We start from the raw sequence: 26198 nt of genomic DNA on the forward strand, positions 1-26198 counted from the left end.
GTGGCTCTTTCAGCGACGTGTGTCGATCCGGTCGAAGTTCTTGTACGCACGACTCGGCGTCGGGCCCCGTTGTCCCTGGTAGCGCGAGCCTGCCTCGGCGGAACCATAGGGGAACTCGGCGGCGCTGGTGAGCCGGAACAGGCACAGCTGGCCGATCTTCATTCCGGGCCAGAGCGTGATGGGGAGGTTCGCCACGTTCGACAGCTCGAGCGTGATGTGCCCGGTGAACCCGGGGTCGATGAACCCCGCGGTGGAATGGGTGAGCAGCCCGAGGCGGCCGAGCGACGACTTGCCCTCGAGCCGGCCCGCGAGGTCGTCCGGCAGCGTGAACAGCTCGAACGTGGAGCCGAGCACGAACTCGCCGGGGTGCAGCACGAACGGGTCCTCGCCGTCCTTCTCGACGAGCGAGGTCAGCTCGTCCTGCTGCAGCTGCGGGTCGATGTGCGTGTACTTCGTGTTGTCGAACACGCGGAAGAAGCGATCGAGCCGCACGTCGATACTCGACGGCTGAAGCATCTTCGGGGTGAAGGGCTCCACCCCGAGCCGCCCGGAATCGAGCTCTTTGCGGAGGTCGCGATCACTCAGTAGCACGCGCCCACCCTATCCGGGCTCAGGCCGCGGTCTGGCTCTCGGTGCGCATGTGCCGCGCGTAGGTGGTGTCGACGCGGAAGATCTTGCCGAGGCGCTCCGCGTACCGCCGCCTGCCGGCGTCGCCGATCCGCTCCTGCAGCACCGTGGCGCCGGGCACCCACCGGCGCACGGTCTCGGCGGCGAAGTTCGTCGCCGCCGCGGCCAGCACCACCCCCTGCGCGATGGGATCGTTCGGCAGCCCGAGGAAGTCGGCGTTGGTCCTGCCCAGCACGAGGCGGCTGATCGAGGAATGGACGCGAACCGAGACGTGGGACAGCACCTTGCCGACGGTCCCGCGCCCGGCGCCGACCTCGGCGTGCGAGGCCAGCAGCGCGGCGGCGAGACGCTTCGAGTCGTCGTCGGGGATGAACTCGGTGGTCGCGAGCAGCCACAGCAGACGCCAGGCGTCCTCCTCGGTGGCGGGCAGGATCTCCTCGTCCACGCCCATGAGCCAGCCGACGTAGCGCCAGAGGTGGAGGATGTCGGCGCGCTCGCGCTCGGTGTAGCGGACGCCCAGCAGCTGCATGCCGAGCACGTAGACGAGGGAGAAGAGCAGCAGCGTGCCGACGGTCTGCACCTGGTTGACGGGCCGGTCCCAGGCGACGTAGTCCCAGTCGGAGCGGCGGTTCATGGCGGCGCGGACGTGGGCGTGGACGAGCCGCACGCGCAGGGCGGAGGCGTAGCCGTGCGCGCAGGGACGCAGCGCGCCGGGAGTGGTGACGTCGATCCACCAGTTGGCGGTCTCGACGAGGCGCCTGCTCGCGGTCCGCTCGATGGCTCCGGTGCCGACCAGCGACTTCGTCGCCCTGGACGCGAGGTACCCACCCATGAGCGACATGTCGCCAAGGGGGAACAGGCCGAGGATGCCGGTGCGGGCGATGGCGCGAGCACCCCGCTCGATCCGTTCCTGGTCGACCCAGTAGGGCGTGGCCTCGACGTCCCGGAAGAACGCCTTCAAGGGGGCGGGCGGATCGTCGAGGTCGGCGATGCCGTGCAGCAACGCCCGCTCGAACAGCCGCCTGCCCTCCCCTGCGGGCAGCTCGTCGATCATGGCGACGACGGCGTCGGCGAGGGGATCCTCGGCCTGTGCGAACTCGCGCAACCGCCGAACCTGCCGCTCGGTACCCCGCAGGTCCCCGGGTGCGAGGAACCTGGTGGCGAGCCGAAACCCGCCCTGCCGCAGCAACTCAGGATCCGGCAACCGCTCGTCCGCCATCGCACTCACCTACCCGCGCCGACTTCAGACAACAAGTGTTGTCACTTGGCGCCGAAGTAGTCAAGAAGGGGAAGCCGGTGGTAGGCAAGAGATCGGCACCGTGTATGCTTTCGGTGCTCTGCGGATGTAGTTCAATGGTAGAACATCAGCTTCCCAAGCTGAGAACGCGGGTTCGATTCCCGTCATCCGCTCTCGTATCGAAGGCCCAGGTCAGAAGTTGTCCACTTCGGACCTGGGCCTTCGTCGTTTCGAGATCAACTTGGCTCGCGTGCCATTAACGTGCCATTAGCCGACCGGAACCGGTTGCCCGGAATCGCCGTCATCAGGCTCGTCCTCGTCGCCGTCCGTGGTGTCCGCCACGCCGTCGCGGTGCTTATCCACCAGCTCCGACAACCGATCCGCGATTCGCTCGTCGGCATCGCTCGTAGCCCGCTGATAGATCAACGCGGCACGCATGTCGTCGTGGCCCATCCGCGCCATCAGGTCATTGGTCGACGTCCCAGCCTTGGACGCCCAGATGTTCCTGGCGTGCCGGAGGTCGTGGAAGTGGAGCCCAGCGAGCCCCATGTCCGCGACGACCTTGGTCCACTTGACCCGCTGGTTGAAGTTGGGCCGACGCACCGCGTTGCCGTCCCGAACGCCGGCGAACAACAGCGACATGGGATCAGACCCGACGTACGTCTCCAGGTGCCGCAGCACGTCGGGACGGATCGCGGCCGGAAGAGTCAACTCACGAACCCCAGCACGTGACTTCGGCGGCCCGGCGATCAGACCACGACCCGGTACCTCGACAAGAGCGCGCGTGATCCGCACCCAGCTCGCATCGTCAGCCACGTCGCACCGTCGAAGCGCCGTGACCTCACCCCACCGCAGCGAGGCGAACGCGGCGAGCAGCACGAGCGCCCGAAACCGGTCGGGCATTCGGCCGGCCAGGTCGAAGACCTGCGCCACACTGAGCACCGGACGCTCGGCCGGATTCTCGCGGTCGGCACCGCGAATACGGCACGGGTTGCGCTGCATGATCTTGTCCTCATCCACAGCGGTGTTGAGAACCGCCCGCAGGAACCGGTACGCCTTGGCGGTCACCGACTCCGAGACACCAGCCGCCAGCCGATCGGCCCGCCATTGCCGAATGACAGCCGTCGACAGCTTGCCCAACTCGACACCGCCAAGCCCCGCATCGATGTGCGTGCGGAGCAGCCAGCGGTACAGCTCAACCGTCCTCGGCCGCAAGCCGGGACGCTGGATGATCCAGCGCTCGGCATACTCGCCGAGGGTCACCCGTGCCCGTTCAGGGTCAATCCACTCGCCCTGCATGAGCTGGCTTTCGGTGACAGACAACCAGCGTTCGGCGGCCCTCTTGGTCTCGAACGTCTGCGGAGCGTTCCTCATCTGGCCGTCTGGCCCGGGATAGCGCGCCTGCCAGCGACCCGAGGGCAGCTTACGCACGTTGCCGAAACCTCGGCGTCCCTTCTTGTTCGGCATCAGGCAGCACCCCGCAAGTCACGCAGGACGGAGGTGCGCGTGATCGGCTCGACGCGTCCGGCCTGCATGAACGCCTCCAGGTCGGCCACGGCCAGGCGGACGTGTGCCCCGGCCTTGTGGAAGGCGATGCGGCGTTCGGCGACGAGTCGGCGGATGAAGCGCACCGAGGTGTTGAGGTACTCGGCGGCCTGTTGCACGTTGAGGTACTTGGCCTCCATCGGCGTCACTCCCCCTCAGGCTGCGGTCTGGTCGGTTGCCGAAACTTCGGCGGCGTGTCTGGCCTCCTGGTACTGCTGCTTCCAGCGGCGTTGCTGGGCGATGGAGTGCAGCAGGAGTTGCGTGCGGTCGGGCTGGTTCGGGTCGTCACGCGGGATCGGCACCCACTGGTAGCGGGTCCCGTCCGGGTCGTCGGAGGTGTCGAGCTCCGGCCGGGCACCGACCGCGCCGAGGACCTTCATGACGTGCTCGCGACGTTCGGCGCGGTGTTCGGTGAGGTTGCGCCCGGACCACTTGCGCGAGACGAGGCAGCGACGGCCCCGGTAACCGAGGTTGGCGGGCCGATGAGCCTTGCCCTTGCACGCCCCCGGCACCAGGCCCTTACTCGGCTCGGCGGGCTGGATGCCGTAGAGCAGCCAGTTAGCGCACGACTCCGAGCACGGCTCCCAGCGCAGCGCGTCGGCGAGCCGATCCAGGTGCGCCCGCTGGGCGTCGGTGTCGGGCTCGTAGCAGGCGTCCAGCTCCTTGGTCAGGTACTTCACCAGGTAGCCGAGGCAGCGCCCGGCCTTGTCCGTCCCAGCGTTAACGCCCTGGATGTCGATACCGCCCGTGCCGAACCGCACCACGTGCGCGGGCTCGGCCTCGGGGTCAAGAGCGGCGCGCTCCGCGCGCCGCCGCCGGGGACCGCCCGGCCTCCCGCTGACGCTCCGGCCGGCGGCCCCGGCGCATCCGCCGCACGCCACCAACCAGCGACGCCCTTGGCACCAGCGAGTCACCTCGGGAGTCCCCTTCTCGCCCGGTGATCGTCTTACGCCGAGCCGCCCGCATCAAGGGCGCCTACGGCGTCGCTCCGCGATGAGCTGCGCTCACCCTTGACACGACCACCACGGCGCAGAGGACCGGCAGGGGCGAAGGGGATGGGAAGGAGTATTCGAGTAACGCCAGAGCCCAGAGCCACGACATACCACCATGAATTCTGCGGAAGAATCCGAGAAGATGCCGCCGCCGTGGGTCTGGCGCGGATGTTTGGAACATCTTGACAAGGTCAGCCAAGACCAGCGTGCGCGCGAGAGCACCGTGCACATCGAAATAGGGCTCGACTTACTCGCGTACGCGATCGAAGAAGCGACCAGAAGTATGCACGCGGGTCCGTTGACGTCGAACGAACTAGCCTCAATCGCCTGCTACACCCGTTCTTTCCGGGCAATCCGCGTTGCAGCCATGCTCGCGACATCCGGTTTCGTACTGGAGGCCAGGGTCTACGTACGCGACGTCTATGAGTCGTCCAGCATGGCCCGCTACCTCGCGCGTGAACCGGCCAAGGCCGATATTTGGCTCAGTGACGAGCGGTGGATCAAAGACAATGAAGTTCGCCAATACGTGCAGAAGTTCACAGCTCCCGGTATTCCCATTAAAGACTCGCCATACAGCCAGTTTTACGAGCAATCGAGCCAGATCCATCACCCTACCGCACGCGGGTGTATCCCACTCGTATATTCGGAGGAAACAAAGAATATATGGCCGCAGCTCGTGCCACAGTACGACGCTGAACACGCGGCCAATGCACTCCATGAGATAGCGATGGAGACGGTATTTGTCTGCTTCACGTTCATGAACGCGTTGGCCGACCCGGCAGTCATGCCCGTGGAGTGGCGAAAGGATTTGAAGGAACTTGCCGAAGCCGTTGCCCGCGAGGCCGACTGGAGTCATCTGGACCGCGATTGGGACGAAGAGCAGGCGAAGTTTGAAGCGCTGAGGGCGCAGGCGCTCGATGCCGATGAGCTCGAGCAGTACTTAGACAACGACCCCAACAGTGTCCGGAACAGGCTGCGCAGGCAGACAGGCCCCGGACATTAGCCTGCGAGAGAACCGTGCCAACAGCGTGCCATTAGCAGCGGTCAACCGCGGTCAACAAGGGCACCCCGCGCACATACTCGCCCGCAGGTCAGGGCCGCTTTCCAGCATGATCACGCTGGTTCCCAGCCTGAGAACGCGGGTTCGATTCCCGTCATCCGCTCCAAGCAAGTTTGCGCAGCTCAGAAGGCCCGCCTCCCGATCACGGGAAGCGGGCCTTCCGCTTGTGGCGATCACTTCCACCATCATGTCGGCCACCTCGACCAGTGGTGTCCTTTGTGGACAAGCCAGCCGCGGTCGGCCGGACCCGCACCTCGGGCGCATCAGTGAATCGACTGATGCCGGCACACCTCTCCGTCTGCCACCGTCGCTCGTGGGGGTCTGCCGTCGACGGCCGTCGCCCGCACCATCAACCACCGGACGAAATGGAGCACGAATGAGCACCATCGCACTCGCCGCGTCCACGATTCCCGCCACCGCACGGGGCCCGATCGGCTTGATGTCCGAGCCGAACGCCACAACAGGGACGATCACGGAGGTCGTCACCGGGATCGGCATCATCGGCACCACCGACGTCGCCACCATCGGCGGCGTGGCGGCGTCGGTCGTCGCCCCGGCGATCGAGGTCCGTGAGCACGCCTCGGTGACCGAGCTGGTCACCGCACGTTCGCGCGCGATGGCGGACTGAGCACGATGACCGGCAGTGGCGCGGTCAGCCGAGCAGTCCGCGGCCGGGTTCCGGAGAGCTCCCGGTGACCGCGCTGCTGCGGGTCGACGACGACTTCGTCCGTGACCCCTTCCCGCGTTTCGACGAGCTGCGGGCGCGGGGGCCGGTGCATGTCCTGCGCACGCGCGACGGCGCCCGCTACTGGCTCGTGGTCGGATCCGACGAGATTCGCTCCGGCCTCCGCGACACCCGGCTGTCCAAGGACCCCGATCTGCTCGCCGCGGCCCGCGTGCGCCAGCGCTCCGAACACGGCGTGGAGGACGGCCCTGGCGCCGAAGCGGCACTGCGGGAGCTGACGGCGTTCATGCGCTCGTTCACCTATGAGGTGCGCGAGGTCGTAAAGGACACGCTCTCCGGTCGCCATGCGGCACGGCACGCGCCGCGGGTCGCCGCCATCGCGGAGGAACTCCTCGACGGCCTCGCGGGAGCGGTCGGGCCGGTGGATCTGCTGGCGTCGTACAGCATGCCGTTCGCAACCCGGGTGTCCGGCAGCCTGCTCGGCGTCGCCCCTGACGCGCTGGCTGAGTTCGGCGCGTGGGTGTCAGCATGGCTCGGGTCCGATTCCGCAGACACACGAGCCGCGGCTCGGCAACGCGTGTCCGCGCTGCTCGGCGACCTCGTGGCGGCGAGGCGCAGGCAGGAGGCCGACGACATCGTGTCAGCGCTCGCGGGCAAGGCCGGGACGGCCGATCGTGAGTCGCTGGTGCGGGCCTGCCTGATCTTCGTCATGATCACGGTGGAGACGGTCGTCAGCTTCCTGGCGACCGCGGTGTACGCCTTGCTGACGCATCCCGAGCAGCTCCGGTTGTTGCGGGATCGGCCGGAACGCACGGGCGCCGCGATCGACGAGCTTCTCCGCTTCGCCGGACCGCACAACGTGAGCGCCCAGCGCTGCGCCACCGAGGACCTCGAGCTGGGCGGTCAGCACATCGCCGAGGGCGACCTGGTGGTCTTCGCACTGGGCGCCGCCAACCACGACGCGACGGTCTACCCGGACCCGCACTGCCTCGACCTGGACCGGGACGCCGCCGCGCACCTCGCGTTCGGCGCGGGCAGGCATTACTGCCCCGGCACGCACCACGCACGCAGCGCCTTGGCGACCGGTATCGGAGCTCTGCTGCGCCGGTACCCCGGCATCGCGCTCGCGGTGCCCGCCGACGAGGTGTCGTGGGTGCGCTCGGAGTTGCTCCGCTCGGTCCGCACACTTCCCGTCCACCTCGCCGGCGGCTGACGGGCTAATCTCCGGCGTGGTCGACCGCAGCGCGGCGCGTACCGTCGCGCAGCTCGCACGACGTTGCCTCAAGCCCGCAGGTGAGGCGGGAAGTCGAGTAGGAGGTAGTCCCTCGCACGCTTGTTGGTCTCCGCCCCACCCACATGTACCGAATGCAAGATCCCGTTGTAAACCAGGTCCCATAGTTGCCGGTTTTCTTGGAGGGCGTGAAGCTTGACCCGGAGGCCTCTACCATTACGGTCCTCAAGGTCGATCGCATGGACGGGACCTTCGATATGGACTTTGACAGACTTGAGTTCGTAAGTCTTGACGAATCCGTTCTTTCCGTAGATCAGCCAATCAGCCCCAGCCGCCGTTCGGTAGTTTCCGCCAGTGGCCAGGAGAATGAACGGCCAAGGCACGACGAGCAGCCACAACCAGGGATTCTCAACCCACGAAAACCCCCAGTCCATTAGCGTATAGGCCACGATTGCCACTAAACTCAGGAACAAGCCGGTCACGACACGACCGGTGCGATCGGGGTAGAACCATTCCAGCATTCGCCCCTCACCGTCAGGCGGGGATGGTATCTTCGATATCGCCGACTCTCGACGCTCGCCAGGTTTTGTGCTTTCCGGCTCCACCGGGGCACTTGGCGGGCGCGGTTCTCCCGTTTCTGGGTCGGGCTTCGGGGGAAGACTCGCGATGTCCATTTGCACACCTAGAAGTGGTCGCCGAAAAAGTCACCGACAGCCTTGCCCGCCTTGCCGATTGCGAAGATGGGGCGGGAAGTCCAACAACAGGTAGTCCCTCGCACGCTTGTTGGTCTGGGCCCCACCCACATGCACCGAATGCAGGATCCCGTTGTAGACCAGGTCCCATAGTTCCTGGTTCTGCTGCAAGGCAAAAGTCTTCACACGCACCGACCCACCGTGCTTATCGGTCATATCGATGACGTGCGCGGCGCCGTCGACAAAGACTTTGACGGCCGTCAGGTCATAGGTCTTGATGAAGATACCCTTTCCGATGCCGAGCCAATCCGCCCCAGCGGACATTCTTCCAGTACGCCCGGTCAGCAGGAACACGAACGGCCAGGGCGACAATATCAGCCAAATCCACCAGTACACGATCCAGCCGAACCCGGCCTCTCGGATGACGCAAAAAACAACGCCTATCAGGGTCAAGGTAATACCCGCCATCAAGCGGCCCATGCGATCAGGGTAGAACCATTCGAGGATTCTCCCTTCGCCGGGAGGCGGCTGCATGACCTTCGAGATCCCGGCTTTCTGGCGACGACCGGGCTTGACACCCTCCCAATCCAGCGGAGCACGCGGAGGGCGCGGCTCGCCCGTCCACAGGTCGGGTTTCGGAGGAAGGCTAGCGGTATCCACCCTCTCTGCTATTCTCCTTTACGACACGGAACCGAACAGCTTAGGCGCGCAGGTGGGGCGGGAATTCGAGCAAGAGGTAGTCCCTCGCACGCTTGTTGGTCTCCGCCCCGCCCACATGCACCGAATGCAAGATACCGTTGTACACCAGGTCCCACAATTCGTGGTTCTGCTGCAGTACAAAGGTTTTTACCCGGAGCCCCGCACCGTGCCTGTCTAGCATCTCAATTGCAGGCGCTGGACCATCAATAAAGACCTTTACCGACGTCAATTCGTACGTCTTCACGAAGACGTCCTTTCCGTACGCCAGCCAGTCCGCGCCAGCTGACATCCGCTCATTTCGTCCAGCGAGCAAGAAGACGAAGGGCCATGGAAGCGCGATCAGCCACAGCCAGATGTTTCCGATCCAGCTAAATCCCCAGTCTCTGATCACGTAGACCGCAAGTACGACGAGTGATCCGAACAGTCCGGCAATGAAACGCGTCGAGCGGTCGGGGTAAAACCATTCAAGCAACCTGCCCTCACCAGCTGGGGGCTGAGGAGCCTTCGAGATCGCGGATTCACGACGACGGCCAGGCTTGCTGTTATTCGGATCCAGCGGTGCGCCTGGAGGGCGTGGCTCGCCGGACTGAAGATCAGGTTTCGGGGGAAGATTCGCTATATCCATCAGCACCCCCTAGAACAAGTCGCCAAAGAAGTCACCGGCCGCCTTTCCCGCCTTGCCGATCGCGTTGCCTGCGTCAGAAAGACGATCTCCCGCCCAATCCACGGCGCCACTTGCGGCGTCGACAATGTCGTCGCCCCACTCCTCAATGGCAAAACCGACTCCCGCTGAAACCAGCGCACCACCTGCCACGGCCCAGCCTACCGGCCCACCAGCGGCGGCAACGCCCGCAGTGGCCAGCGAACCGGCAACGAAGCCGCCGACGCCAGAGACAACCGCCGTCGTCGGATCCTTACCAGTGCTGATGTCGAATCCGACTCCAGCGGCGGTAATAAGCCCTCCAACAACTGGGAGCTTACTGCCCGCCTTTGCTGCGCCGCGCAGAACGCTGTTTCCGATGGGCTTGGCGGCTTTATTGAAATCCATTCCTAGATTGAGGAATCTTTTCGCGCTGTCCGGCAGCCTGTCGACCATGCGGGCCGTTCGCGTGGCGACCGCCTTGTTGAGCTCTGCTTGTTTGGCGAGTCGCCGCTCGATCTCCAAGGCGTCGGCGCGGACCTGCGCGAACGGGCTCGTCCGGCCGCTCTTGGCATAGGCCGCGGCTCGCTCGATCGCCGGATCCATCGCCCTCGCCGCAGCTCGGAAGTTGCTCGTGCGCTGTGCGACGGCGCCCGCCAGCCCGGTCGAGATGTCGGCAATGTTGATCGGCGCCTTTTCCGCATATCCCTTCGCGAACTTGACGAAGGTGTTCTGCGAATCGATGAAGCGCTGCCGCGCCGGGGTCGCAACGCGTTCGGCCTCGACATACGCCTTGACCTGCTGCGCGTGAGCGGACTGCGCTTGCGTCGCTTGGTCGTGGATCTGCTGCTGACGTGGCGTGGGTTCCTTGTCGGTGGGCAGGGGAGCCGGAGCGGCCGGTGCCGGCCCGGGTTCCTGAATGACGTGGCCGTTGACGGTCAGGCCGCCCGCGCGGGCGATCTCGAGTGCCTGCGCCATCCGCGACTTCGCAGTGTCGACGTCGTCGGCGTGCGAGTTCAGGGCGGCGGTGGTGCCGTTGAGGTCACCGACCAGGTCATCGATCTGCTGACCGAACCGGGTCATCGTCGACCGGAAGCCGTCAGACGCTGGCCCGGTCCACGTCGACTCCGAGTCACCGCGGGCTCCATAAACCTGCGAGCCCGTTCCGTGTGCCTCGCCTGCTCGGACCGACAACCACTGCGCCACCGCGCGGATGCTCGCCGCATCCGACTTGATCTCGGTATCGATCGGCATTGTTCCCCCAGAGACTTCTCAGCGTCCACTGGCCTTCTCGACATCGGCACGGCTGTCCTGCTCGGCCGATTCATAAGCCTCACGACCAGAGGCGACCGCATCACCAGCGGCACCACATCCCTCGACCACGCCGGCGAGCGAGGTCGACAACGCACCCACGAGCCCACTGACGACGCCGCTGATCTCACCCGCACTGGGCGGTGGCGGCGGAGAAGCCGCGCCTTCTTCCAGGGAGTTGGCGCCGTTGCGGAGCTTCGAGGCGATGCCGTCGAGGCTTCCCGGGTCGGCTGCGTATCCGTTCACGACCGTCCCTCCGACACAGGCGCGTCCTGCCGCTGTTCGTCGGGCAGCACGGCATTCCACAGGACCTCAGCGGCCCCGCTGCCTGTGACGATCTGTTCCAGGTATTCGCCGCGCACCGAGAGCCACGGCTGCCGCTCTCCGCATCCTTCGACGAGTGCTTGCAATGACGTGTACGCCAGAACGACCAGGCGCCCGTCCTCAAGGCGCCGGAGTTCGACGGTCGCTTCCGCATCCCCTTGTTGCACTCGTTCGGAGGGGAGGTAGACCGCGTCGCCCTCCGGAGCGCTCTCGGTCAGTCCGATCACCGGCGGTGTCGGCACATTCCGTCCTGTTGAGTCGTCGCCGGGCACGTCGTCTCCCCTCGTCGCTGCCCAGTTCAGAGGTCATGGCCTGTGACCAGGCAACATGACGTCCCCGCTCTCTGGCGGAGGCTAACACGAGGTGACGCGGTGTTCCTTGGTTCTCACTCAAAGCGACCGGGTGGATCAGCTCAGCCGGTAGATCGAGACGTGTTTCGTGCTCGTCGCGTCGAACGGTCCGCGGTCCCAGTCCCCGCACCGCTGACCGGGTTGGAGGCCCGCCAGCTGTGCCATCAGGTCGAGTTCCGCCGGCCACGCGTAGCGGAGCGTCACCGGGCGCAGTCGGTGACCTTGTTCGTCCACGGTCACGTGCTGGGAGTGGACACGCTGGTTCACGGGGTCGTGCCGTGCGATCTCGTAGCTCGCCGAGTCCTCGGTGACCGCGAGCGTTTGCACTCGCCGATCGAATCGGCTCGGGTCGGGGACGAAGCACTCCAGCACGAACGAGCCGCCAGGCTCCAGAGCTCCGGCCACGGCGCGGAAGCAGTCGACCTGCCTGGCCTGGGTGAGCAGGGCGAAGAAGCTGTTGGCCACCACGTAGACCAGCCGGAACCGGCCGTCCACGGGAACGTCGGCCATGTCCCCGATGGTGACAGGAATGGCCCGCCCACTCGGTTTCTCGCGCAGCCGCGCCACCATCGCCTCGGAGGCATCGACGCCGACCACCTCGACGCCGCGTGCGGCGAGGGGTAGCGCCACCCGGCCGGTCCCGATCCCCAGTTCCAGCGCCCGCCCGCCGTACGCGAGATCCGCGAGCAGGTCGACAGCGGGCGACACGCCGGAACCGCCGAACAGCTCGTCGTACACCGGCGCCCACGCCTCGCCGTAGGCAGCTGGATCGTCGAATCCCGTCACCGCTCAGCCCTGGGGCGCCAGCGGCCGAAACCGCCTTCGGTGTTGATGACCTGACCCGTGACCCAGCGGGCTTCGTCGGTCACCAGCCAGCCGATCAGCCGGGCCGGGTCGTCGGGCTCACCGAAACGGCCGAACGGGAACATCGGCGCCGTCACACGCCACATGTCCTCGGTCAGGTAGCCGGTGTCGACCGGACCGGGATTGACCGTGTTGAGCCGGATTCCCTGGTCGGCCAACTGGTCGGCGAGCGTGACCGTGACGCCCGCCAGCGCGGCCTTCGCGGCCGCGTACGCGACCTCGCCCGGCATCGGCCCGAGGTCCTGCCCCGACGTCAGGAAGATCGCCACTCCGCCCGGGCGCCCGTCATGCTGGTTCGCGAACGCCTGCGCGAGCAGGATGCTGGAGCGGGCGTCGACGGCCCAGTGCCGGTCGAGCTCGACGGCCGTGAGCTCGCCGAGCGGCCCGTCTGCACCGCTCAGCGCGTGGTTGCACACGAGGACGTCCACGTGCCCGAACTCGGCCACGGCCGCGTCGAGGACTCGTTGCGGCGTCTCGGGTTCGGCGAAATCAGCGGCGACGTGCGCGAGCCGGGCCCCCTCGCCCGTGAGGCACGAGCGAACGCCGTCGAGCACCGCGTCGAGGTCGTCGGCTCCCCACGCCTGCTCGCGATCGTGCGGCTGGAAGTGCTGGAGGAACACGTTCGCGCCGTATGCTGCGAGTCGACGGGCGATGGCGTAACCGATGCCGCCGCGACGGCTCACGCCGGTCACGACCGCGACCCGGCCCTCCAGCGGTCGACGTTCTCGTTCCAGCTCGCTCATCGCCGTGATCATGACATGCGGCGTGGTTCGAACGGAGGCGATTTCACCGTGCGCTCCGTGTGGGACTCGCTCAAGGTCGTGCTGACCCGGTTGTGCGACGAGCAACCCGAAGTGCTGTTCGGCTACCCCGATCCGCGCGTGGACGAGGACCGCAGACCGCCGTTCTGCGTTCGGCTCGCGCCGTGGGCGGTGCGCACTGCCGAGGAGCTGCACGCCCGGTTCGGCTCCGACGTGCGACTGAGCGTGGGGCTGCTGCCCTATCCGCAGCGGGAGACCGCGGAGCTGATCGTGCCGACGTTCGAGGACACATCGCACAGCGACGATCTGGGAGTGGAGCTGGACGGGCCGCTGTCGATCCGGTCCGGCCACACCGGTAGGCACGGGCTGCGCGTCACCAACCGCGCCGGCGCCAGTGTGACCGTCAGGACGAACGGGAAGTTGACGGCTGTGGTGGTGGATCCCGGCACCGATCGTGCGGTGGGTGGGTTCGCCGGCGCCCAGCGTCAGCCGCTGGTGCGGTTCCCAATCCTTGGCGGGGCGACGCGGGTGATCCCGCTGCTCGTCGGCACGGCGAGCTTCGATCCGGCGCTCGGTTACGCGATTTCCCCCGGGCGAGTGGGCCCTTCGCGCCGTCGTCGCGCTGGAGGAGGGGCGTCGGCTGCTGACGCCTGCGCTGCCGTTCACCGTCACCGAGTAGCTACGGCTCCCGCCAGCCCGCCCTCGCGAGGATCTCGAAGATCACCGGGCGTTTGGCCTCGGCGTAGTAGTTGATGTCCCGCCATTCGCGTTGGGCCAGCTCGCGTTTGGTGGCCTCGTACAGCTCGCGGTCGGCCGCGTCGGCGCGGAGCCGGTCACGGAAGGCCAGGTACCGGTGCACCTCGACGTCGTCGGGTGGGTAGCAATGCAGGTTCACGGGCTCGCCGGGTTCACCCGCGCGGAAGCAGCGGTGGCCCGGTTCCCGGACCCGCAGGTCGTAGCCTGCCGCTTCGAGATCGGGCCGGTACGCCTGCTCGTCGTCGGGGTCGGCGATGCCCACCACGATGTCGATGATCGGTTTCGCCGCGAGACCCGGCACGGACGTGGAGCCGATGTGCTCGATGAGTCGCGCCCGCTCTCCGAGGATGCTGCGCAGCTCGGCGGCGCGGGCCTCGAAGCGCGCTGGCCAGGCGGGGTCGTAGTCGGCCAGGGTGACCGTGGCCGGGCGCAGGCCGTGCACGAGCATGCCGGAGAGCTTGTCGTCGTCGAGTTCATCGGGCATGGGCGCGACCTCCTTCAGACCGCCGCCACGGCTTCGACCTCCACGAGCTGGTCGTCGTAGCCCAGCGCAGCCACGCCCAGCAGTGTGCTCGGCGCGTCGTGCTTGCCGAACCGGTCACGCACCACCTCCCACGCCGACACGAGGTCGGCCTGGTTCGCCGAGGCCACGTACACCGTGGTCTTGAGTACGTCGGTGAGTTCGGCGCCCGCCTCGGCGAGCGCGGTTTCGAGGTTGTCCATCACCTGCCGCGCCTGGCCGGCGAAGTCACCGGGGGCGACGGTGTTGCCCTCGGCATCCAGCGGGCACGCGCCCGCGGCGAAGATCAACCGGTCGGCTCGCAGGGACACCGCCGAGGCGTAGGCGTACTCGGCAACGGACGACAACCGGGAGCTACGGACAAGTCGGACAGCATCGGTCACGGTTCACACGCTATCCGCGGCCGCAACCGAATTCCGCGATCGGATCGTTGCCTCCGGCTTCCGGCATTTCTCATAATCGGGACATGGCCAGCGCGGCACTGACCGGCGCGACCCGGCTGCCGGACGGCGTCTGGGTCCGGGGGCGTGGCCTGGGCAAACCCTGGCCGGAAGGGCCGCCTCCCGAGTTCGGGCTCTACCTCGGCGCGACCATCCTCCGCCGCCGCCACGGTGCCGCGCTCGTCTGGGAGCACGAATGGGTGTGGTGGGTGGACGGCTGGCTGCCCTCGGACTGGCCGGGCGCGGCAGCCAGCATCGTCGCCCTGCACGAGCGTGCGAGGTCCGGCGCCGCCGTGGAGGTCGCCTGCCACGGCGGCGTCGGCCGCACCGGCACCGCCATCGCGTGCATGGCGACGCTCGGCGGGCTCACCCCGCGCGAGGCGTTCGCGTGGACCCGCAGGAACTACCACCGCTGGGCCGTCGAGGCGCCGTGGCAACGCGCCTGGATCACCTGGTTCGCCCGCAACGCGGAACTCAGCCGTCCAGGACCTTCCGCAGCCGGGCCGGAGCTTTGAGCCGCCAGGACTCCTCGATCAGCTCGGTCAGCTGACCGGCGTCGACGAGTTCGAGGTTCACCAGGATCGCCCCGTACCCGTCGTAGTGCGGGGTCGTGTAGAACGCCGCGTCGCCGGACTCCAGCAGCGCGGCCTTCTCGTCGAGCCCGCACATCAACACCAGCCCGCCCTCGGCCTCGGTCCGCAGGCGGGCGAAGCCCTTGCCCGCGACCTTCAGCGACGGCGTGCGATACCACGTCGATTCCTCGACCTCCGGCAGCTTCGTGCCGATGGCCACCACGTCTTCCCACGTCGGCATGGACCGATTCTCCCGCCATCGCATCCGGCCGGAAGGCCATCGGCCGGATGGCCGATGCGGCAGTGGATCGACGGCCCTTCGACCGAGGTCAGGGCAGGTCAGCGGGCCATAGCTTGAGATCATGACTTGGGCACAGCAAACGGCACTCGGATACGGGCTGCTCGGCTTTCTCGTGGTGTGGGGCACGCTGCTCGTTCCCCAGGTGCTGACGCAGTACGCGCGCTTCGGCCGCGTGCTGCCCAAGCGCATCGCCGTGACGGCGGGGGTCACGCTCTACGCGTGCCTCGCATTCGCGGTGGTGCTGCTGCCGCTGCCGGGGCCGGGTACCCCGCCGCTCGCGCAGCCCGTGCAGCTCGTGCCCTTCCAGTGGGTCACCGACATCGGCGCCGAGCTGGCGAAGCATCATGAACCCGCCTCGGCCGCCCTGTTCACGCAGACCTTCCAGCAGCTGGCGATGAACGTGCTGCTGTTCGTGCCGCTCGGGATCTTCGCCAGGGTGCTGTGGCGCCAGGGCGCCGCCCGCGCGGTGCTGCTCGGTTTCGGCGCGTCGCTGCTGATCGAGATCACGCAGGTGACGGCCAACTTCGGTACCGCACCCCAGGTGTACCGGATCTTCGACGTCGACGACCTCATGAGCAACACGGCCGGCGCTCTGCTCGGCTGGATCGCCGCCGCGTTGTTCGTGGCGCTGCGCAGGCCGGTGCGCGCGGTCAGCTCGGCGGGCGCTGCCCCAGCCGAGCCTGCAACCGTGCCGGTGCCAGTGGGTCGACCTCACCGAGCCGGGCCAGTCTCGCCTGCCTACGCTGCGCGTGCCGTCGCGCGGCCCGGCGGTCTTCGAGCGCGACCGTGAACGCCGCGGCCGTGAGGAACAGCACCGCGAGGCCGATGACCCATGCCAGTTGCACGCCATCCCCCTTGATGCGTCGCGTGTGGCGGATCACACAGAGTACGCAATCAAGTGTGGTTCGCGCCACCCTCGCTGGTCAGCGACGCGGCAGGACGCAGAACTCGTTGCCCTCGGGGTCGGCGAGCACCACCCACGGATGGCGCTCCTCGTCCGAGAGCACGGTGGCTCCGAGGCCGATGAGCCGCTCGACCTCGACGTACTGATCACCCTCGGCGGGCGCCAGGTCGAGGTGCAGCCTGTTCTTACCCGCCTTCGCCTCGGGTACCGGCTGGAAGACCAACGGCGGATCGCCGTCGAGCTCCACGTACTCCACTCCGTCCGCGTCGCGCCAACGGCGCGGCTCCGGATAGGCGAGCGCCTCGCGCCAGAAGGCGGCGAGGCGTTCGGCGTCGGCACAGTCGACAGCGATGGCGATCACGCGCGCAGGCATGGCGACCGAGTACCACGACGCGTAAGCGGTCACACTGCTTTTCATGCCGGAAAGGCCGACCAGGGAGCAGCTCGCCGCCGCGCACGGCCGCACGATCGACGACGTCATCGCGCCGGGCCTGCGGGTGTTGTTCTGCGGGATCAACCCGGGTCTGTACTCGGGGGCGACCGGCCACCACTTCGCCAGGCCGGGCAACCGGTTCTGGCCCGCCCTGCACCGCAGCGGCTTCACGCCCCGCCTGCTGGCGCCGAGCGAGCAGGCGGAGCTGCTGGACTTCGGCCTCGGCATCACCAACCTCGTCGCGCGCACCACGGCACGGGCCGACGAACTCACCGCGGAAGAACTGCGCGCGGGTGGCGTGGCTCTCACCAAGAAGGTGGCCCGCTACCGGCCCGGGTGGCTCGCGGTCGTCGGCATCACGGCCTACCGGGCCGCGTTCGGCAGGCCCAAGGCCGTCGTCGGCCCCCAGGAAGACCAGGTCAGCGGTGTGCCGGTGTGGTTGCTGCCCAACCCGAGCGGGCTCAACGCGCATTGGACGCCCGCCACGCTCGCCGAGGAGTTCGCGCGACTGCGCGCCGCCACGCGGTGACCCAGGGTCGCGTGAACCAGGCGACACATCAGCGCAGCTCAGCAACGCCGGGCCACCCGGCCGGGGGAAACTGCGTCATGGATTAATTGAATGGTCGTCCAAAGCGTCACGAGGTCGTTATCAACGCGTCCCAGCACCGGAGGACACGGGGCGACCTCAAGGGGGGCCGTGTGTCCACGGCGAGCGAGCGCGTTCTAGAAGCAGGGCGCGTGGGGAGACGGAGTACGAATGACGCACAGCATGGACAGGAGCAGGCCAGGGCAGGCGCTCGGAGCCGCGGGAACACGCGCGCTGACCGTCGCGGCGCTGGATCCGGTGCCGATCTTCCGGGAGGGGCTCAACACGCTGATCGGCCGCACGCCGGGCCTGCGCTGGGTCGGCTACGCCACCAACCACCACGCCTCGTTGCAGCTGTGCGAGCAGCTCCGGCCCAACATCGTGATCGTCGACTCGGGGTTCGACCCGCACTGTCACCTGGTCCGACTGCTGAGCGATGGTGATCCCACGCTCGTCATCGTCGTCATGGTGCGCGAGGCCCAGCGCACGGCGCAGTTCCTCTCCACGGCGGTCGCGGCGGGGGCACACGGCCTGCTGCCTCGGGCGGCCGAGCCACGGCGGCTGGCCGAGGCGATCCGCAGGGCGCACGTCGACCGGCGCTACATCGATCCCTCGCTGGCGGCGCTGACGGCGCGGCCCAAGCGGCAGCCGTCCACCGCGAACGGGCAGGTCATGAGCACGGCGCACCGCCCGCAGATGCCCCTGTCGCGCCGCGAGTACCAGGTGCTGCAGCTCGTGGCGGAGGGGCTGGAGAACTCCGCCATCGCGAAGGTGCTGTTCCTGTCGGTGGAGACCGTGCGCACGCACGTCAAGAGCATCCTGCGCAAGCTGTCGGCCAAGGACCGCACGCACGCCGTGACCACGGCTTTCCGCAACGGGATCCTGATCGCCAAGACCGACGACGCGCTCGGCACGCCGCGCGAGGGGTTCTCGCCGCCCATTCAGAACGGCCCCACATAGGCGATCTCTTCGTCACAAAAGGGCGAGCTGCCTTGCCGTCGGTTACCCGCAGGTAATATTCTTGATGTTACCGGCGAGTAGGGCAGTGATGTCCGATCGAGGAGTGCCCAGCCGGAAACCCGAACGACCCGTACGGAGCGACGACATGGGCCACTACAAGAGCAACGTCCGAGACCTGGAGTTCAACCTCTTCGAGGTGCTCGGCGTACAGGAACGCCTCGGCAAGGGCGTGCTGGCGGAGTCCGACGAGGAGACCGCCCGCGGCGTGCTGTCCGAGCTGAACAACCTCGCCGTCGGACCGCTCGCCGAGTCCTTCGCCGACGCCGACCGCAACCCGCCGGTCTACGACCCCAAGACCTTCTCCGCGACCCTGCCGGAGTCCTTCAAGAAGAGCTACCAGGCGCTGTGGGACGGCGAGTGGTGGCGCATCGGCCTCACCAACGACCTCGGCGGCTTCGGCCTGCCCCCGACCGTGCAGTGGGCGGCCTCCGAGCTGATCCTCGGCGCCAACCCGGCGCTGTTCATGTACATGGCGGGCCCGAACTTCGCCATGATCGTCGACAAGAACGGCACCGAGGAGCAGAAGCGCTGGGCTCGCATCATGATCGAGCGCGCGTGGGGCGCCACGATGGTGCTGACCGAGCCCGACGCGGGCTCCGACGTCGGCGCGGGCCGCACCAAGGCCGTCAAGCAGGAGGACGGCTCCTGGCACCTCGAAGGCGTCAAGCGGTTCATCACCTCGGCCGACCAGGACATGACCGAGAACATCATGCACCTGGTGCTCGCCCGCCCCGAGGGCCCCGGCATCGAGACCAAGCCCGGCACCAAGGGCCTCTCGCTGTTCCTCGTGCCGAAGTTCCACTTCGACTCCGAGACCGGCGAGCTCGGTGAGCGCAACGGCGCCTTCGTGACGAACGTCGAGCACAAGATGGGCCTCAAGGTCTCCACGACCTGCGAGCTGACCTTCGGCCAGCACGGCACCCCCGCCAAGGGCTGGCTGCTCGGCGAGGTGCACGACGGCATCGCGCAGATGTTCCAGGTCATCGAGTACGCCCGCATGATGGTGGGCACCAAGGCCATCGCAACACTGTCCACCGGTTACCTCAACGCGCTCGAGTACGCGAAGGAGCGCGTGCAGGGCGCCGACCTGACGCAGATGCTCGACAAGACCGCTCCGCGCGTCACCATCACGCACCACCCCGACGTGCGCCGGTCGCTCATGCTGCAGAAGGCCTACGCAGAGGGCCTGCGCGCCGTGTACCTCTACACCGCGTCGTTCCAGGACCAGATCTGGGTAGGAGAGGGCGGCGGTGTCGATACTGACACGCTGAACCTGGCCGAGCGCGTCAACGACCTGCTGCTGCCGATCGTCAAGGGCGTCGGCTCCGAGCGGGCGACCGAGCAGCTCGTCCAGTCGCTGCAGACGCTGGGCGGCTCCGGCTTCCTGCAGGACTACCCGATCGAGCAGTACATCCGCGACGCGAAGATCGACTCGCTGTACGAGGGCACCACGGCCATCCAGTCGATGGACTTCTTCTTCCGCAAGATCGTCCGCGACAAGGGCAAGGCGCTCACGCACCTCGCGGGCGAGATCACGAAGTTCATCGAATCGGAAGCGGGCAACGGCAGGCTCAAGAACGAGCGTGCGCTGCTCAAGCAGGCGCTGGACGACGTGCAGGGCATGCTCGGCTCGATGATCGGGTACCTGACGGCCTCGCAGGAGGACGTGCGCAACACCTACAAGGTCGGCCAGCACACCGTGCGGCTGCTGCTCTCGGCCGGTGACCTGCTCGTCGGCTGGCAGCTGCTCAAGCAGGCCGAGATCGCGCTGGCCAAGCTGGACGGCGGTGCGTCGGCCAAGGACACCGCGTTCTACCAGGGCAAGGTGGCGGTGGCGTCGTTCTTCGCCAAGAGCGTGCTGCCGGAGCTGACCGCCCGCCGCGCCGTGGTCGAGGCCGCCGACAACGACCTGATGGACGTCCCCGAAGCCGCGTTCTGACCAACGCTCCCCAAGGCCACCTTTGTTGCGCTCAACGCAGCAAAGGTGGCCCTGGGTGCGTTCAACGCAGCAAAGGTGGCCTTGGGTGCGTTTACCGGCGGTTACCAGGGGATCAACTGGGTACTCCTGTGCGGTCATTCGATGACACGGAACAGGAGTGGAGACCATGGCTGTCTCGGGAATCATCTCCGCGATACTGGTCGGCCTGCTACTCGGAGTGCTCGGCCGACTGGTCGCTCCCGGTAAGCAGGGCATCCCGATCTGGCTGACGATCCTCGTCGGTATCGCCGCGGCGTTCGCCGGCACCGCGATCGCACGCGGGATCGGTTACGCCGACACCGAAGGATGGGACTGGCTGGAGTTCATCACCCAGCTCGTCGTCGCCGCGATCGGTGTCTCGCTGGCCGCGAGCCTGTACGGCAAGAACAGGAAACGCCTGCGTACCTAGCTAGAGTGGTCCATCGTGGAGACGCACGCGCTGGACCTCGCGGGCCAGGGATTCAGCCGGCTTCCCGACTCGGCCAGGGGGCTCACCGGGCTCAGGGAGCTGAACGTCTACCGCAACCGCCTCACAACGGTTCCGGACTGGCTGTGGGACCTGCGCGAGCTGCGCGTGCTGATCCTCGCTGACAACGAACTGACCCAGCTGTCCCCACGGATCAGCCGGTTGTCGCGGGTACACACACTCGACCTCGGCCACAACGCCCTCACGTCGTTGCCCGACGAGATCGGCGAGCTGCCGAACCTCACCGAGTACCTGTACCTCAGCGACAACCGGCTGACATCTCTTCCGGAGTCCCTCTTCCGGCTCGACCGGCTCCGTTACCTCGGCGCCACGGACAACGCCCTCACCGAGCTGCCCGAGGCGGTGAGCGGCCTGACCGCGCTGCGGGAGCTGCGGCTCTACCACAACCGGCTCACCGCGCTGCCGGAGTCGATCGGCGAGCTCACCGCACTGCGCGAGCTGCACCTGCGCGGCAACCACATCGCCAGGCTGCCCGACACCATCGGCAAGCTCACCGACCTGCGGATGCTCGACCTGCGCGACAACGGCCTGCGCGAACTGCCCGCCTCGCTGCTCGGCCTGCCGAGGCTCGCCAAGCTGGACCTGCGCTGGAACCGCGACCTGCGGGAACCCGGCTGGCTGCCGGAGCTGGAGGCGAACGACTGCGTCGTGCTGCGCTAACGCTGGTCGCGGCCCGGTGGCAGGCACACGACGACCGACCTCGGCGCGTACCGGACCTCGGTGGTCTCCCGGCCGGCCTCCCGGTTGCTCGCGAGGTCGTAGCGCACCCGCGTGTCCGACACCGTGAAGCCGAACTCACCGTCCGACGGCACGCAGCCCTCCCGCCGCTCGCGCAGCACCTCGGGCCGCTCGAACCCGGTCCGCTCGCCGGTGGAGCTCTCGACGCGGTACTGCCGGGTGCCCCAGAGCTTCACGGTCACGCCCGAGCCGCCCGCGGTCGCGCTGATGGCCACGGCCTTGCGCAGGTTGTTGGTGAACGCGTAGTCGACGCGGGAGCCGTCGGAGCGCAGGGTGATCGCGTCGCGCGCGAGCGGGTAGCGCTCGTCGAAATGCTCGTGGGCGGTGTGCCCCGCGTCGGCCAGTCCCGCGAGGTAGACGGCGTTGTAGAGGGTGCTCGTGAACTGGGAGACCCCGCCGCCGAGCACGTCGGCGCCCGTGCCGTCCTCGTTGGCGGGCGCGAGCACGTAGCCCTTCGAGGCCGTGAGGGCGCCCGTGTGGGCGTCGAGGCTGAACGTCTCGCCCGGCCGCACGAGCGTCCCGTGCACGGCCTCGGCCATCGCCGCGACGTTGCGCGCCGCGGGCCCGGAAAGCCCGCTGGTGCTGAACTCGCCGATGACCTCCTTGACGCCGAGTCCCCGCACCGCCTCGGTGGTCACCTGCGGCTCGCGCACGTCGTAGACCACGGGCAGGTCCCTCGCGTCGCGCTTGGCGGCGACGTCGAGGAACGGCGCGAAGGTGCTTTCCCAGTTGATCCGCGTGCCCTGCTCGGAAGGCTCGATCTCGGGTGAGTCGCCCACGAAGCGCAGCTCGGCGTCCCGGGCCTCCTGCTCGGTGCCGGCGAGCTGGGGCCGCACCACTTCCTGCAGCGGCGCGCGGTCGAGGGTCATGCGCAGCCCACCGCCCTCGGCGGGGGCGAAGCGCAGGGCCGCGCTGATGTTCCTCGGCGTGAGCACGGCCGTCCTGCCCTCGCCGCGCAGCGTCACCGGGCCGGACACCAGCGGGCGCGTCCGCTCCAGGGCGGCCTGCACGCCCGCCGCCGTCGCCTGCGGAGACGTCACGGCCACCGGCAGGTCTACGACGCGGTCGTTGAGCCAGCCCTTCTTGACGATCTTCATGGCGCCGTCGACGTCGGCGAGCCGCTGGCCCGCCTGCGGCCGGACGGCGAACGGGCGCACACCGCCCTCGTTCTCGCCGCCGACGCGGTGGAAGCCGATGTCGCCCTCCACCACGGGGTAGTCGATGCGCTTGTCGGCGAGCGTGCGGAGTGCCTGCCGCAGCTGCTGGTCGTCGGCCTCGCTCACCACGCCGACCTCGCGCGAGGTGAAGAACGACGCGATGCGTGTGAGGGGGTTCAGCGGCTGGCTGCCCGCCCGCTCGACGGTCGCCCGCCAGTCGAGGCTCAGCCCGGCGTTCTCCGGCTCCAGCGTGGTCTCCACATCGCCTGCCCGGATGGTGAGCGGCTCGGTGAGGCGGGGTTCGAGCTCCCGCCGCAGCGTGTCCTCCGCCGAGGACGGGGTCATCCCGCCGACGTCCACACCGCTGACGGTGACCCCGCGCGGAACGTCGCCAGCCGTGAAGAACAGGTCCGCCGCGTACAGCAGCACGAACGCCACGGCGGCGCCGCCCGCCAGCATGAAGGCCTTGCCGAGGCCACGGCGGACCCGCTTGCCAGCGCTCGGGGGACGGCGCGGCTGTTCTGGCTGGAGGAGCTCCTCGATCAGCTCGTCATCGTCGGTGCCTGCCTGGGGATACGCAGAGAATGCCTGGGGTGCCGCCTTGGGCATGGGATCGGTGTCCCAGTCAGGCCAGAAGTGTTCCTCCCGCACTCGACCCCCTCCACCGACGTACGCCTACAAGTACAAGCCTGTACCGTGCTCCGCCCGCTCGCTGGCCATGGCGTGAATGTCGCGTTCCCGCATCACCAGGTACGCGTCACCCTGGATCTCCACCTCCAGCTGGTCGTCCGGGTTGAACAGCACCCGGTCGCCGACCTTCACATTCCGTACATTGTTGCCGACGCCGAGCACGTTTCCCCAGGAAAGACGACGCGCGACCTGAGCCGTTGCCGGAATGACGATGCCGCTGCTGCTGCGGCGCTCACCCTCGTCGGCCGGGACCCGGACGAGCACCCGATCGTGCAACATCTGGATCTCGAGCTTGGTATCCGGCGCGACGGGGTTCCTGCTGTCTGACACGCAGCTAATGCTACGTCCGTCAGGTGGCCGGGTTACCGGCCATCACCAGGTGCAGGGTGCCCTCGCCGGCCGGATCGAGGCGAATCGGGACGCCCCAGTCCTGCCGGGTGACGCGGCACGCCGGGTGCTCGGCGTCGCTGTCGCAGCTCGCCGCCTGCGCGACGACCTGGAGAACCCCCTCCCGATAGCCCTCGGCGAGCTTGATGGTGCGGGTCAGCTCCGTGCCGCTGCCCGCACCCTCGGCGAGCAGGCCTGGAGGTGAGGCGCTCACCTCCAGCCGCGTGGACGGGCCGAAGCGGTCGTCGAGCCGCTCGCCCGGCGGCGGCACGAACACCACGGAGAAGTCCAGCGCACCCGGCGCGAGCACGGTCGGCGGCCTGCGCACGGCGAGTGCCTCGCCGTCCACCTGGCCCGCCGCCGAGGCGTCGAGCAGCCGCAGGCGGTGCGCCGCGGTTTCCACCACGAGCACCCCGGCGTCGGTGACGACGAGGCCCGCGGGCTCGGCCAGGCCGCTCGCGAGCGTGCTGACCTCGCCGGACGCGGGGTCGTAGCGACGAATGGCGCCGTTGTAGGTGTCGGCGATCGCCACCGAGCCGTCGCCGAGCACGGCGAGGCCCAGCGGGTGCTGCAACAGGGCCTGGGCGGCCTTGCCGTCGCGGTGCCCGAACGAGAACAGGTCGGTGCCGACGGCCGTGTAGACCGTGAAGTCGTCACCGGAGGGCTCGATCCAGCGCAGCGCGGAGGTCTCGGCGTCGACGAACCACAGCCGGTCCCTGCCCACGGCGAGGCCGGAGGTCTGCGCGAAGAACGCCTCGGTGGCCTTGCCGTCGCGCAGGCCCTCCACCGTCGTCCCCGCGAAGCGGCGCACGGTGCCGGCGACCGGGTCGAACAGGCCCAGCGTGTGGTTGCCCGCCATGGCCACCACGACGCCGCCCGCCGCGTCCCACCAGCGCACGTCCCACGGGCTGGTCAGGTCCACGTCCAGCGCGTGGCCGGAGTCGGAACCGTCCCGCCACTGCGCGCCGGTACCCGCCACCGTGGTCACGCCGCCCGTGCGCAGATCGACGCCGCGCAGGCGGTGGTTGGCGGTGTCGGCGACCACGAGGTGGTAGCCGACCTTCTCGGCCACCTCCTCGGGCAGCAGCGCGAGCCCGGAGGGCTCCGCGAAGGAGGCCACGTCGAACGCGCCGTCGGCGGCGCCGCGCTCGCCGCTGCCGAAGCGGCGCACGAGCGTCTCGGCGTCGGAGGCGAACTCGGCGATCGAGTGGTTGGCGGTGTCGGCCACGAGCACGCGGCCTGCGGCGGTGACGACGGCCTTGCCCGGGAACCGCAGCTCCGTGCTCTCCACCTCGGCGGGCACGTACGGGCTGCCGCCCCGGCGCAGGGTGCCCTTGGCCTCGTGGGAGGCGACGAGCTCGGTGACGACGCGGCGCAGCGCCTCGGCGTGGCCCTCCCCGGCGGCGACGTGCACGACGTAGCCCTCGGGGTCCACCAGGACGAGCGTCGGCCACGCCTTCACGGCGTACTGCTGCCAGTTGGTCAGGTCCGGGTCGTTGAGCACCGGGTGGTGCACGCCGTAGCGCTCGACGGCGGCCTCGATGGCCGCGTTCTCGCCCTCGTGCAGGAACTTCGGGGAGTGCACGCCGATGGTCACGAGCACGTCGGCGAACTCCTGCTCAAGAGGGCGGAGCTCGTCGAGGACGTGCAGGCAGTTGATGCAGCCGGAGGTCCAGAAGTCGAGCAGGACGATTCGGCCGCGCAGTTCGGCGAGCTTGATCTTCTTGCCACCCGTGTTCAGCCAGGTGTCACCGGCGAGCTCGGGTGCGCGCACGTTCTGGCGCAGCGTCGGGGCACTCACATCTCAAGTGAACGCGACACGTGTTCGCGGCCTTCCGTCCGGGGGGTGTGATCCACCCGAGCGGGGTATGTAATAAGCGACCGTTTCAGATGGTCATCTGCGCACGTCAGGTGCGATCCCGGGTGGGTCCGCCCGCCGGTTCGGTGAGCGTGACGGTGGGCGCGCGGGTACCGGTCTGCCAGAGCTTCGGCGTCGACGTCTCGGGGCTCTCGCTCCCGCAACCGGCGACCACTGCGGCGAGGGCGAGTGCGGCGACGCTCGAGACGGCGATCGAGGTGGCGAATCGCATGGGTGGCTGTCTTCCGCTGAGGGGGAGGGACGACACCCCCACATCGGCGCCACCCACCCCCCGCGTTACGCCGCCCGCTCGCAGTGAAGGCCACCATGCCTGCGTTCAACGCAGTGAAGGT

General features: G+C 68.3%; 32 protein-coding genes and 1 tRNA gene. 12 read left to right on the top strand and 21 right to left on the bottom strand.

Annotated elements, in window-relative coordinates; all coding sequences use genetic code 11:
* Positions 1 to 9 precede the first annotated feature (9 nt).
* Positions 10 to 591, bottom strand: a complete 582-nt coding sequence (dcd, locus tag BA062_RS01230; protein ID WP_110334137.1) for a dCTP deaminase — start codon at positions 589 to 591, stop codon at positions 10 to 12.
* 19 nt (positions 592 to 610) lie between these two features.
* Positions 611 to 1846, bottom strand: a complete 1236-nt coding sequence (locus tag BA062_RS01235; protein ID WP_110334138.1) for an oxygenase MpaB family protein — start codon at positions 1844 to 1846, stop codon at positions 611 to 613.
* A gap of 120 nt (positions 1847 to 1966) precedes the next feature.
* Here BA062_RS01235 and BA062_RS01240 point away from each other — a divergent pair.
* A tRNA-Gly gene (locus tag BA062_RS01240) sits at positions 1967 to 2037 on the top strand.
* A 94-nt stretch (positions 2038 to 2131) separates the two neighbouring features.
* Here BA062_RS01240 and BA062_RS01245 read toward each other — a convergent pair.
* The 3 genes from BA062_RS01245 to BA062_RS01255 are packed head-to-tail and all read right to left on the bottom strand — an operon-like array spanning position 2132 to position 4290.
* Entirely contained in the window at positions 2132 to 3331 is a 1200-nt protein-coding gene (locus BA062_RS01245; protein WP_110334139.1) for a tyrosine-type recombinase/integrase, read from the bottom strand.
* A complete protein-coding gene (locus BA062_RS01250) occupies positions 3331 to 3549 on the bottom strand; it encodes a helix-turn-helix domain-containing protein (RefSeq protein ID WP_110334140.1) in 219 nt (72 codons plus the stop codon). The genes BA062_RS01245 and BA062_RS01250 overlap by 1 nt, the downstream gene beginning before the upstream one ends.
* Positions 3550 to 3564: 15 nt before the next feature.
* Positions 3565 to 4290 carry a replication initiator gene (locus BA062_RS01255; protein ID WP_342768875.1) on the bottom strand — a complete coding sequence of 242 codons (726 nt, stop codon included), beginning with the start codon at positions 4288 to 4290 and terminating at the stop codon, positions 3565 to 3567.
* 226 nt (positions 4291 to 4516) lie between these two features.
* Here BA062_RS01255 and BA062_RS01260 point away from each other — a divergent pair, with 226 nt between their 5' ends.
* The 3 genes from BA062_RS01260 (at position 4517) to BA062_RS01270 (ending at position 7359) form a co-directional block, all read left to right on the top strand.
* On the top strand, positions 4517 to 5404 hold the full coding sequence (locus BA062_RS01260) for a hypothetical protein (protein ID WP_146239984.1): 888 nt from the start codon (positions 4517 to 4519) through the stop codon (positions 5402 to 5404).
* Between the two features lie 433 nt (positions 5405 to 5837).
* On the top strand, positions 5838 to 6089 hold the full coding sequence (locus tag BA062_RS01265; RefSeq protein ID WP_110334143.1) for a hypothetical protein: 252 nt from the start codon (positions 5838 to 5840) through the stop codon (positions 6087 to 6089).
* A gap of 64 nt (positions 6090 to 6153) precedes the next feature.
* Positions 6154 to 7359 (top strand): cytochrome P450, encoded by a 1206-nt coding sequence (locus tag BA062_RS01270; protein WP_110334144.1) that lies wholly within the window; start codon positions 6154 to 6156, stop codon positions 7357 to 7359.
* A gap of 68 nt (positions 7360 to 7427) precedes the next feature.
* On the opposite strand, the gene BA062_RS01275 is transcribed toward BA062_RS01270, so the two are convergent.
* The 8 genes from BA062_RS01275 to BA062_RS01310 all read right to left on the bottom strand — a co-directional run bounded on the left by BA062_RS01275 (position 7428) and on the right by BA062_RS01310 (position 13000).
* Positions 7428 to 7898 carry a hypothetical protein gene (locus BA062_RS01275; RefSeq protein ID WP_168213851.1) on the bottom strand — a complete coding sequence of 157 codons (471 nt, stop codon included), beginning with the start codon at positions 7896 to 7898 and terminating at the stop codon, positions 7428 to 7430.
* A gap of 183 nt (positions 7899 to 8081) precedes the next feature.
* Positions 8082 to 8549, bottom strand: coding sequence for a hypothetical protein (locus BA062_RS01280; RefSeq protein ID WP_110334145.1), 468 nt, complete (start codon positions 8547 to 8549; stop codon positions 8082 to 8084).
* Between the two features lie 220 nt (positions 8550 to 8769).
* Positions 8770 to 9393: a hypothetical protein gene (locus BA062_RS01285; protein WP_245959621.1), complete on the bottom strand. Its 624-nt coding sequence runs from the start codon at positions 9391 to 9393 to the stop codon at positions 8770 to 8772.
* Positions 9394 to 9402: 9 nt separating this feature from the next.
* The gene (locus BA062_RS01290) at positions 9403 to 10662 is read right to left on the bottom strand and encodes a WXG100 family type VII secretion target (protein ID WP_110334146.1); all 1260 of its coding nucleotides are present in this window, start codon (positions 10660 to 10662) and stop codon (positions 9403 to 9405) included.
* An 18-nt stretch (positions 10663 to 10680) separates the two neighbouring features.
* On the bottom strand, positions 10681 to 10965 hold the full coding sequence (locus BA062_RS01295) for a hypothetical protein (protein WP_110334147.1): 285 nt from the start codon (positions 10963 to 10965) through the stop codon (positions 10681 to 10683).
* On the bottom strand, positions 10962 to 11315 hold the full coding sequence (locus tag BA062_RS01300; RefSeq protein ID WP_146239985.1) for an SAV_915 family protein: 354 nt from the start codon (positions 11313 to 11315) through the stop codon (positions 10962 to 10964). The genes BA062_RS01295 and BA062_RS01300 overlap by 4 nt, the downstream gene beginning before the upstream one ends.
* 135 nt (positions 11316 to 11450) lie before the next feature.
* Positions 11451 to 12179 (bottom strand): class I SAM-dependent DNA methyltransferase, encoded by a 729-nt coding sequence (locus BA062_RS01305; RefSeq protein WP_110334149.1) that lies wholly within the window; start codon positions 12177 to 12179, stop codon positions 11451 to 11453.
* Complete coding sequence (locus tag BA062_RS01310; RefSeq protein ID WP_110334337.1) at positions 12176 to 13000, bottom strand: SDR family oxidoreductase; 825 nt, start codon at positions 12998 to 13000, stop codon at positions 12176 to 12178. The genes BA062_RS01305 and BA062_RS01310 overlap by 4 nt, the downstream gene beginning before the upstream one ends.
* A 48-nt stretch (positions 13001 to 13048) precedes the next feature.
* On the opposite strand from BA062_RS01310, the gene BA062_RS39470 reads away from it, so the two are divergent.
* Complete coding sequence (locus tag BA062_RS39470; protein ID WP_146239986.1) at positions 13049 to 13771, top strand: hypothetical protein; 723 nt, start codon at positions 13049 to 13051, stop codon at positions 13769 to 13771.
* Here the strand turns inward: BA062_RS39470 and BA062_RS01315 are convergent.
* Positions 13698 to 14258 carry a GrpB family protein gene (locus BA062_RS01315; protein WP_110334150.1) on the bottom strand — a complete coding sequence of 187 codons (561 nt, stop codon included), beginning with the start codon at positions 14256 to 14258 and terminating at the stop codon, positions 13698 to 13700. The genes BA062_RS39470 and BA062_RS01315 overlap by 74 nt on opposite strands.
* Positions 14259 to 14272: 14 nt before the next feature.
* On the bottom strand, positions 14273 to 14677 hold the full coding sequence (locus tag BA062_RS01320; RefSeq protein ID WP_110334151.1) for a RidA family protein: 405 nt from the start codon (positions 14675 to 14677) through the stop codon (positions 14273 to 14275).
* Positions 14678 to 14760: 83 nt separating this feature from the next.
* Between BA062_RS01320 and BA062_RS01325 the strand changes: the two genes are divergently transcribed.
* On the top strand, positions 14761 to 15249 hold the full coding sequence (locus tag BA062_RS01325) for a protein-tyrosine phosphatase family protein (RefSeq protein WP_110334152.1): 489 nt from the start codon (positions 14761 to 14763) through the stop codon (positions 15247 to 15249).
* Here the strand turns inward: BA062_RS01325 and BA062_RS01330 are convergent.
* Positions 15209 to 15547, bottom strand: coding sequence for an MmcQ/YjbR family DNA-binding protein (locus BA062_RS01330; RefSeq protein WP_110334153.1), 339 nt, complete (start codon positions 15545 to 15547; stop codon positions 15209 to 15211). The genes BA062_RS01325 and BA062_RS01330 overlap by 41 nt on opposite strands.
* Before the next feature lie 121 nt (positions 15548 to 15668).
* On the opposite strand from BA062_RS01330, the gene BA062_RS01335 reads away from it, so the two are divergent.
* Positions 15669 to 16397 (top strand): VanZ family protein, encoded by a 729-nt coding sequence (locus BA062_RS01335; protein ID WP_110334154.1) that lies wholly within the window; start codon positions 15669 to 15671, stop codon positions 16395 to 16397.
* A gap of 133 nt (positions 16398 to 16530) precedes the next feature.
* Here BA062_RS01335 and BA062_RS01340 read toward each other — a convergent pair whose 3' ends face one another.
* The gene (locus tag BA062_RS01340) at positions 16531 to 16884 is read right to left on the bottom strand and encodes a VOC family protein (protein WP_110334338.1); all 354 of its coding nucleotides are present in this window, start codon (positions 16882 to 16884) and stop codon (positions 16531 to 16533) included.
* Positions 16885 to 16927: 43 nt separating this feature from the next.
* Between BA062_RS01340 and mug the strand changes: the two genes are divergently transcribed.
* The 5 genes from mug (at position 16928) to BA062_RS01365 (ending at position 21675) form a co-directional block, all read left to right on the top strand.
* A complete protein-coding gene (gene mug, locus BA062_RS01345) occupies positions 16928 to 17473 on the top strand; it encodes a G/U mismatch-specific DNA glycosylase (RefSeq protein WP_110334155.1) in 546 nt (181 codons plus the stop codon).
* Positions 17474 to 17701: 228 nt separating this feature from the next.
* Positions 17702 to 18490 (top strand): LuxR C-terminal-related transcriptional regulator, encoded by a 789-nt coding sequence (locus BA062_RS01350; protein WP_110334156.1) that lies wholly within the window; start codon positions 17702 to 17704, stop codon positions 18488 to 18490.
* A 145-nt stretch (positions 18491 to 18635) separates the two neighbouring features.
* Entirely contained in the window at positions 18636 to 20489 is a 1854-nt protein-coding gene (locus BA062_RS01355) for an acyl-CoA dehydrogenase (protein ID WP_110334157.1), read from the top strand.
* 166 nt (positions 20490 to 20655) lie between these two features.
* Positions 20656 to 20937 (top strand): GlsB/YeaQ/YmgE family stress response membrane protein, encoded by a 282-nt coding sequence (locus BA062_RS01360; protein ID WP_110334339.1) that lies wholly within the window; start codon positions 20656 to 20658, stop codon positions 20935 to 20937.
* Positions 20938 to 20952: 15 nt separating this feature from the next.
* Positions 20953 to 21675, top strand: coding sequence for a leucine-rich repeat domain-containing protein (locus BA062_RS01365; protein WP_245959622.1), 723 nt, complete (start codon positions 20953 to 20955; stop codon positions 21673 to 21675).
* Here BA062_RS01365 and BA062_RS01370 read toward each other — a convergent pair.
* The 4 genes from BA062_RS01370 to BA062_RS01385 all read right to left on the bottom strand — a co-directional run bounded on the left by BA062_RS01370 (position 21672) and on the right by BA062_RS01385 (position 26077).
* A complete protein-coding gene (locus tag BA062_RS01370) occupies positions 21672 to 23561 on the bottom strand; it encodes a VanW family protein (RefSeq protein WP_245959623.1) in 1890 nt (629 codons plus the stop codon). The two genes, BA062_RS01365 and BA062_RS01370, sit on opposite strands and share 4 nt — an antisense overlap.
* 24 nt (positions 23562 to 23585) lie before the next feature.
* The gene (locus BA062_RS01375) at positions 23586 to 23879 is read right to left on the bottom strand and encodes a GroES family chaperonin (RefSeq protein ID WP_210406738.1); all 294 of its coding nucleotides are present in this window, start codon (positions 23877 to 23879) and stop codon (positions 23586 to 23588) included.
* 70 nt (positions 23880 to 23949) lie between these two features.
* Complete coding sequence (locus tag BA062_RS01380) at positions 23950 to 25761, bottom strand: NHL domain-containing thioredoxin family protein (protein ID WP_110334342.1); 1812 nt, start codon at positions 25759 to 25761, stop codon at positions 23950 to 23952.
* A gap of 133 nt (positions 25762 to 25894) precedes the next feature.
* Positions 25895 to 26077 (bottom strand): hypothetical protein, encoded by a 183-nt coding sequence (locus BA062_RS01385; protein WP_110334159.1) that lies wholly within the window; start codon positions 26075 to 26077, stop codon positions 25895 to 25897.
* Positions 26078 to 26198: the final 121 nt, after the last annotated feature.

The sequence above is a fragment of the Prauserella flavalba genome (assembly GCF_003202235.1).
In the GTDB taxonomy this organism is placed as follows: Bacteria; Actinomycetota; Actinomycetes; order Mycobacteriales; family Pseudonocardiaceae; genus Prauserella_A; species Prauserella_A flavalba.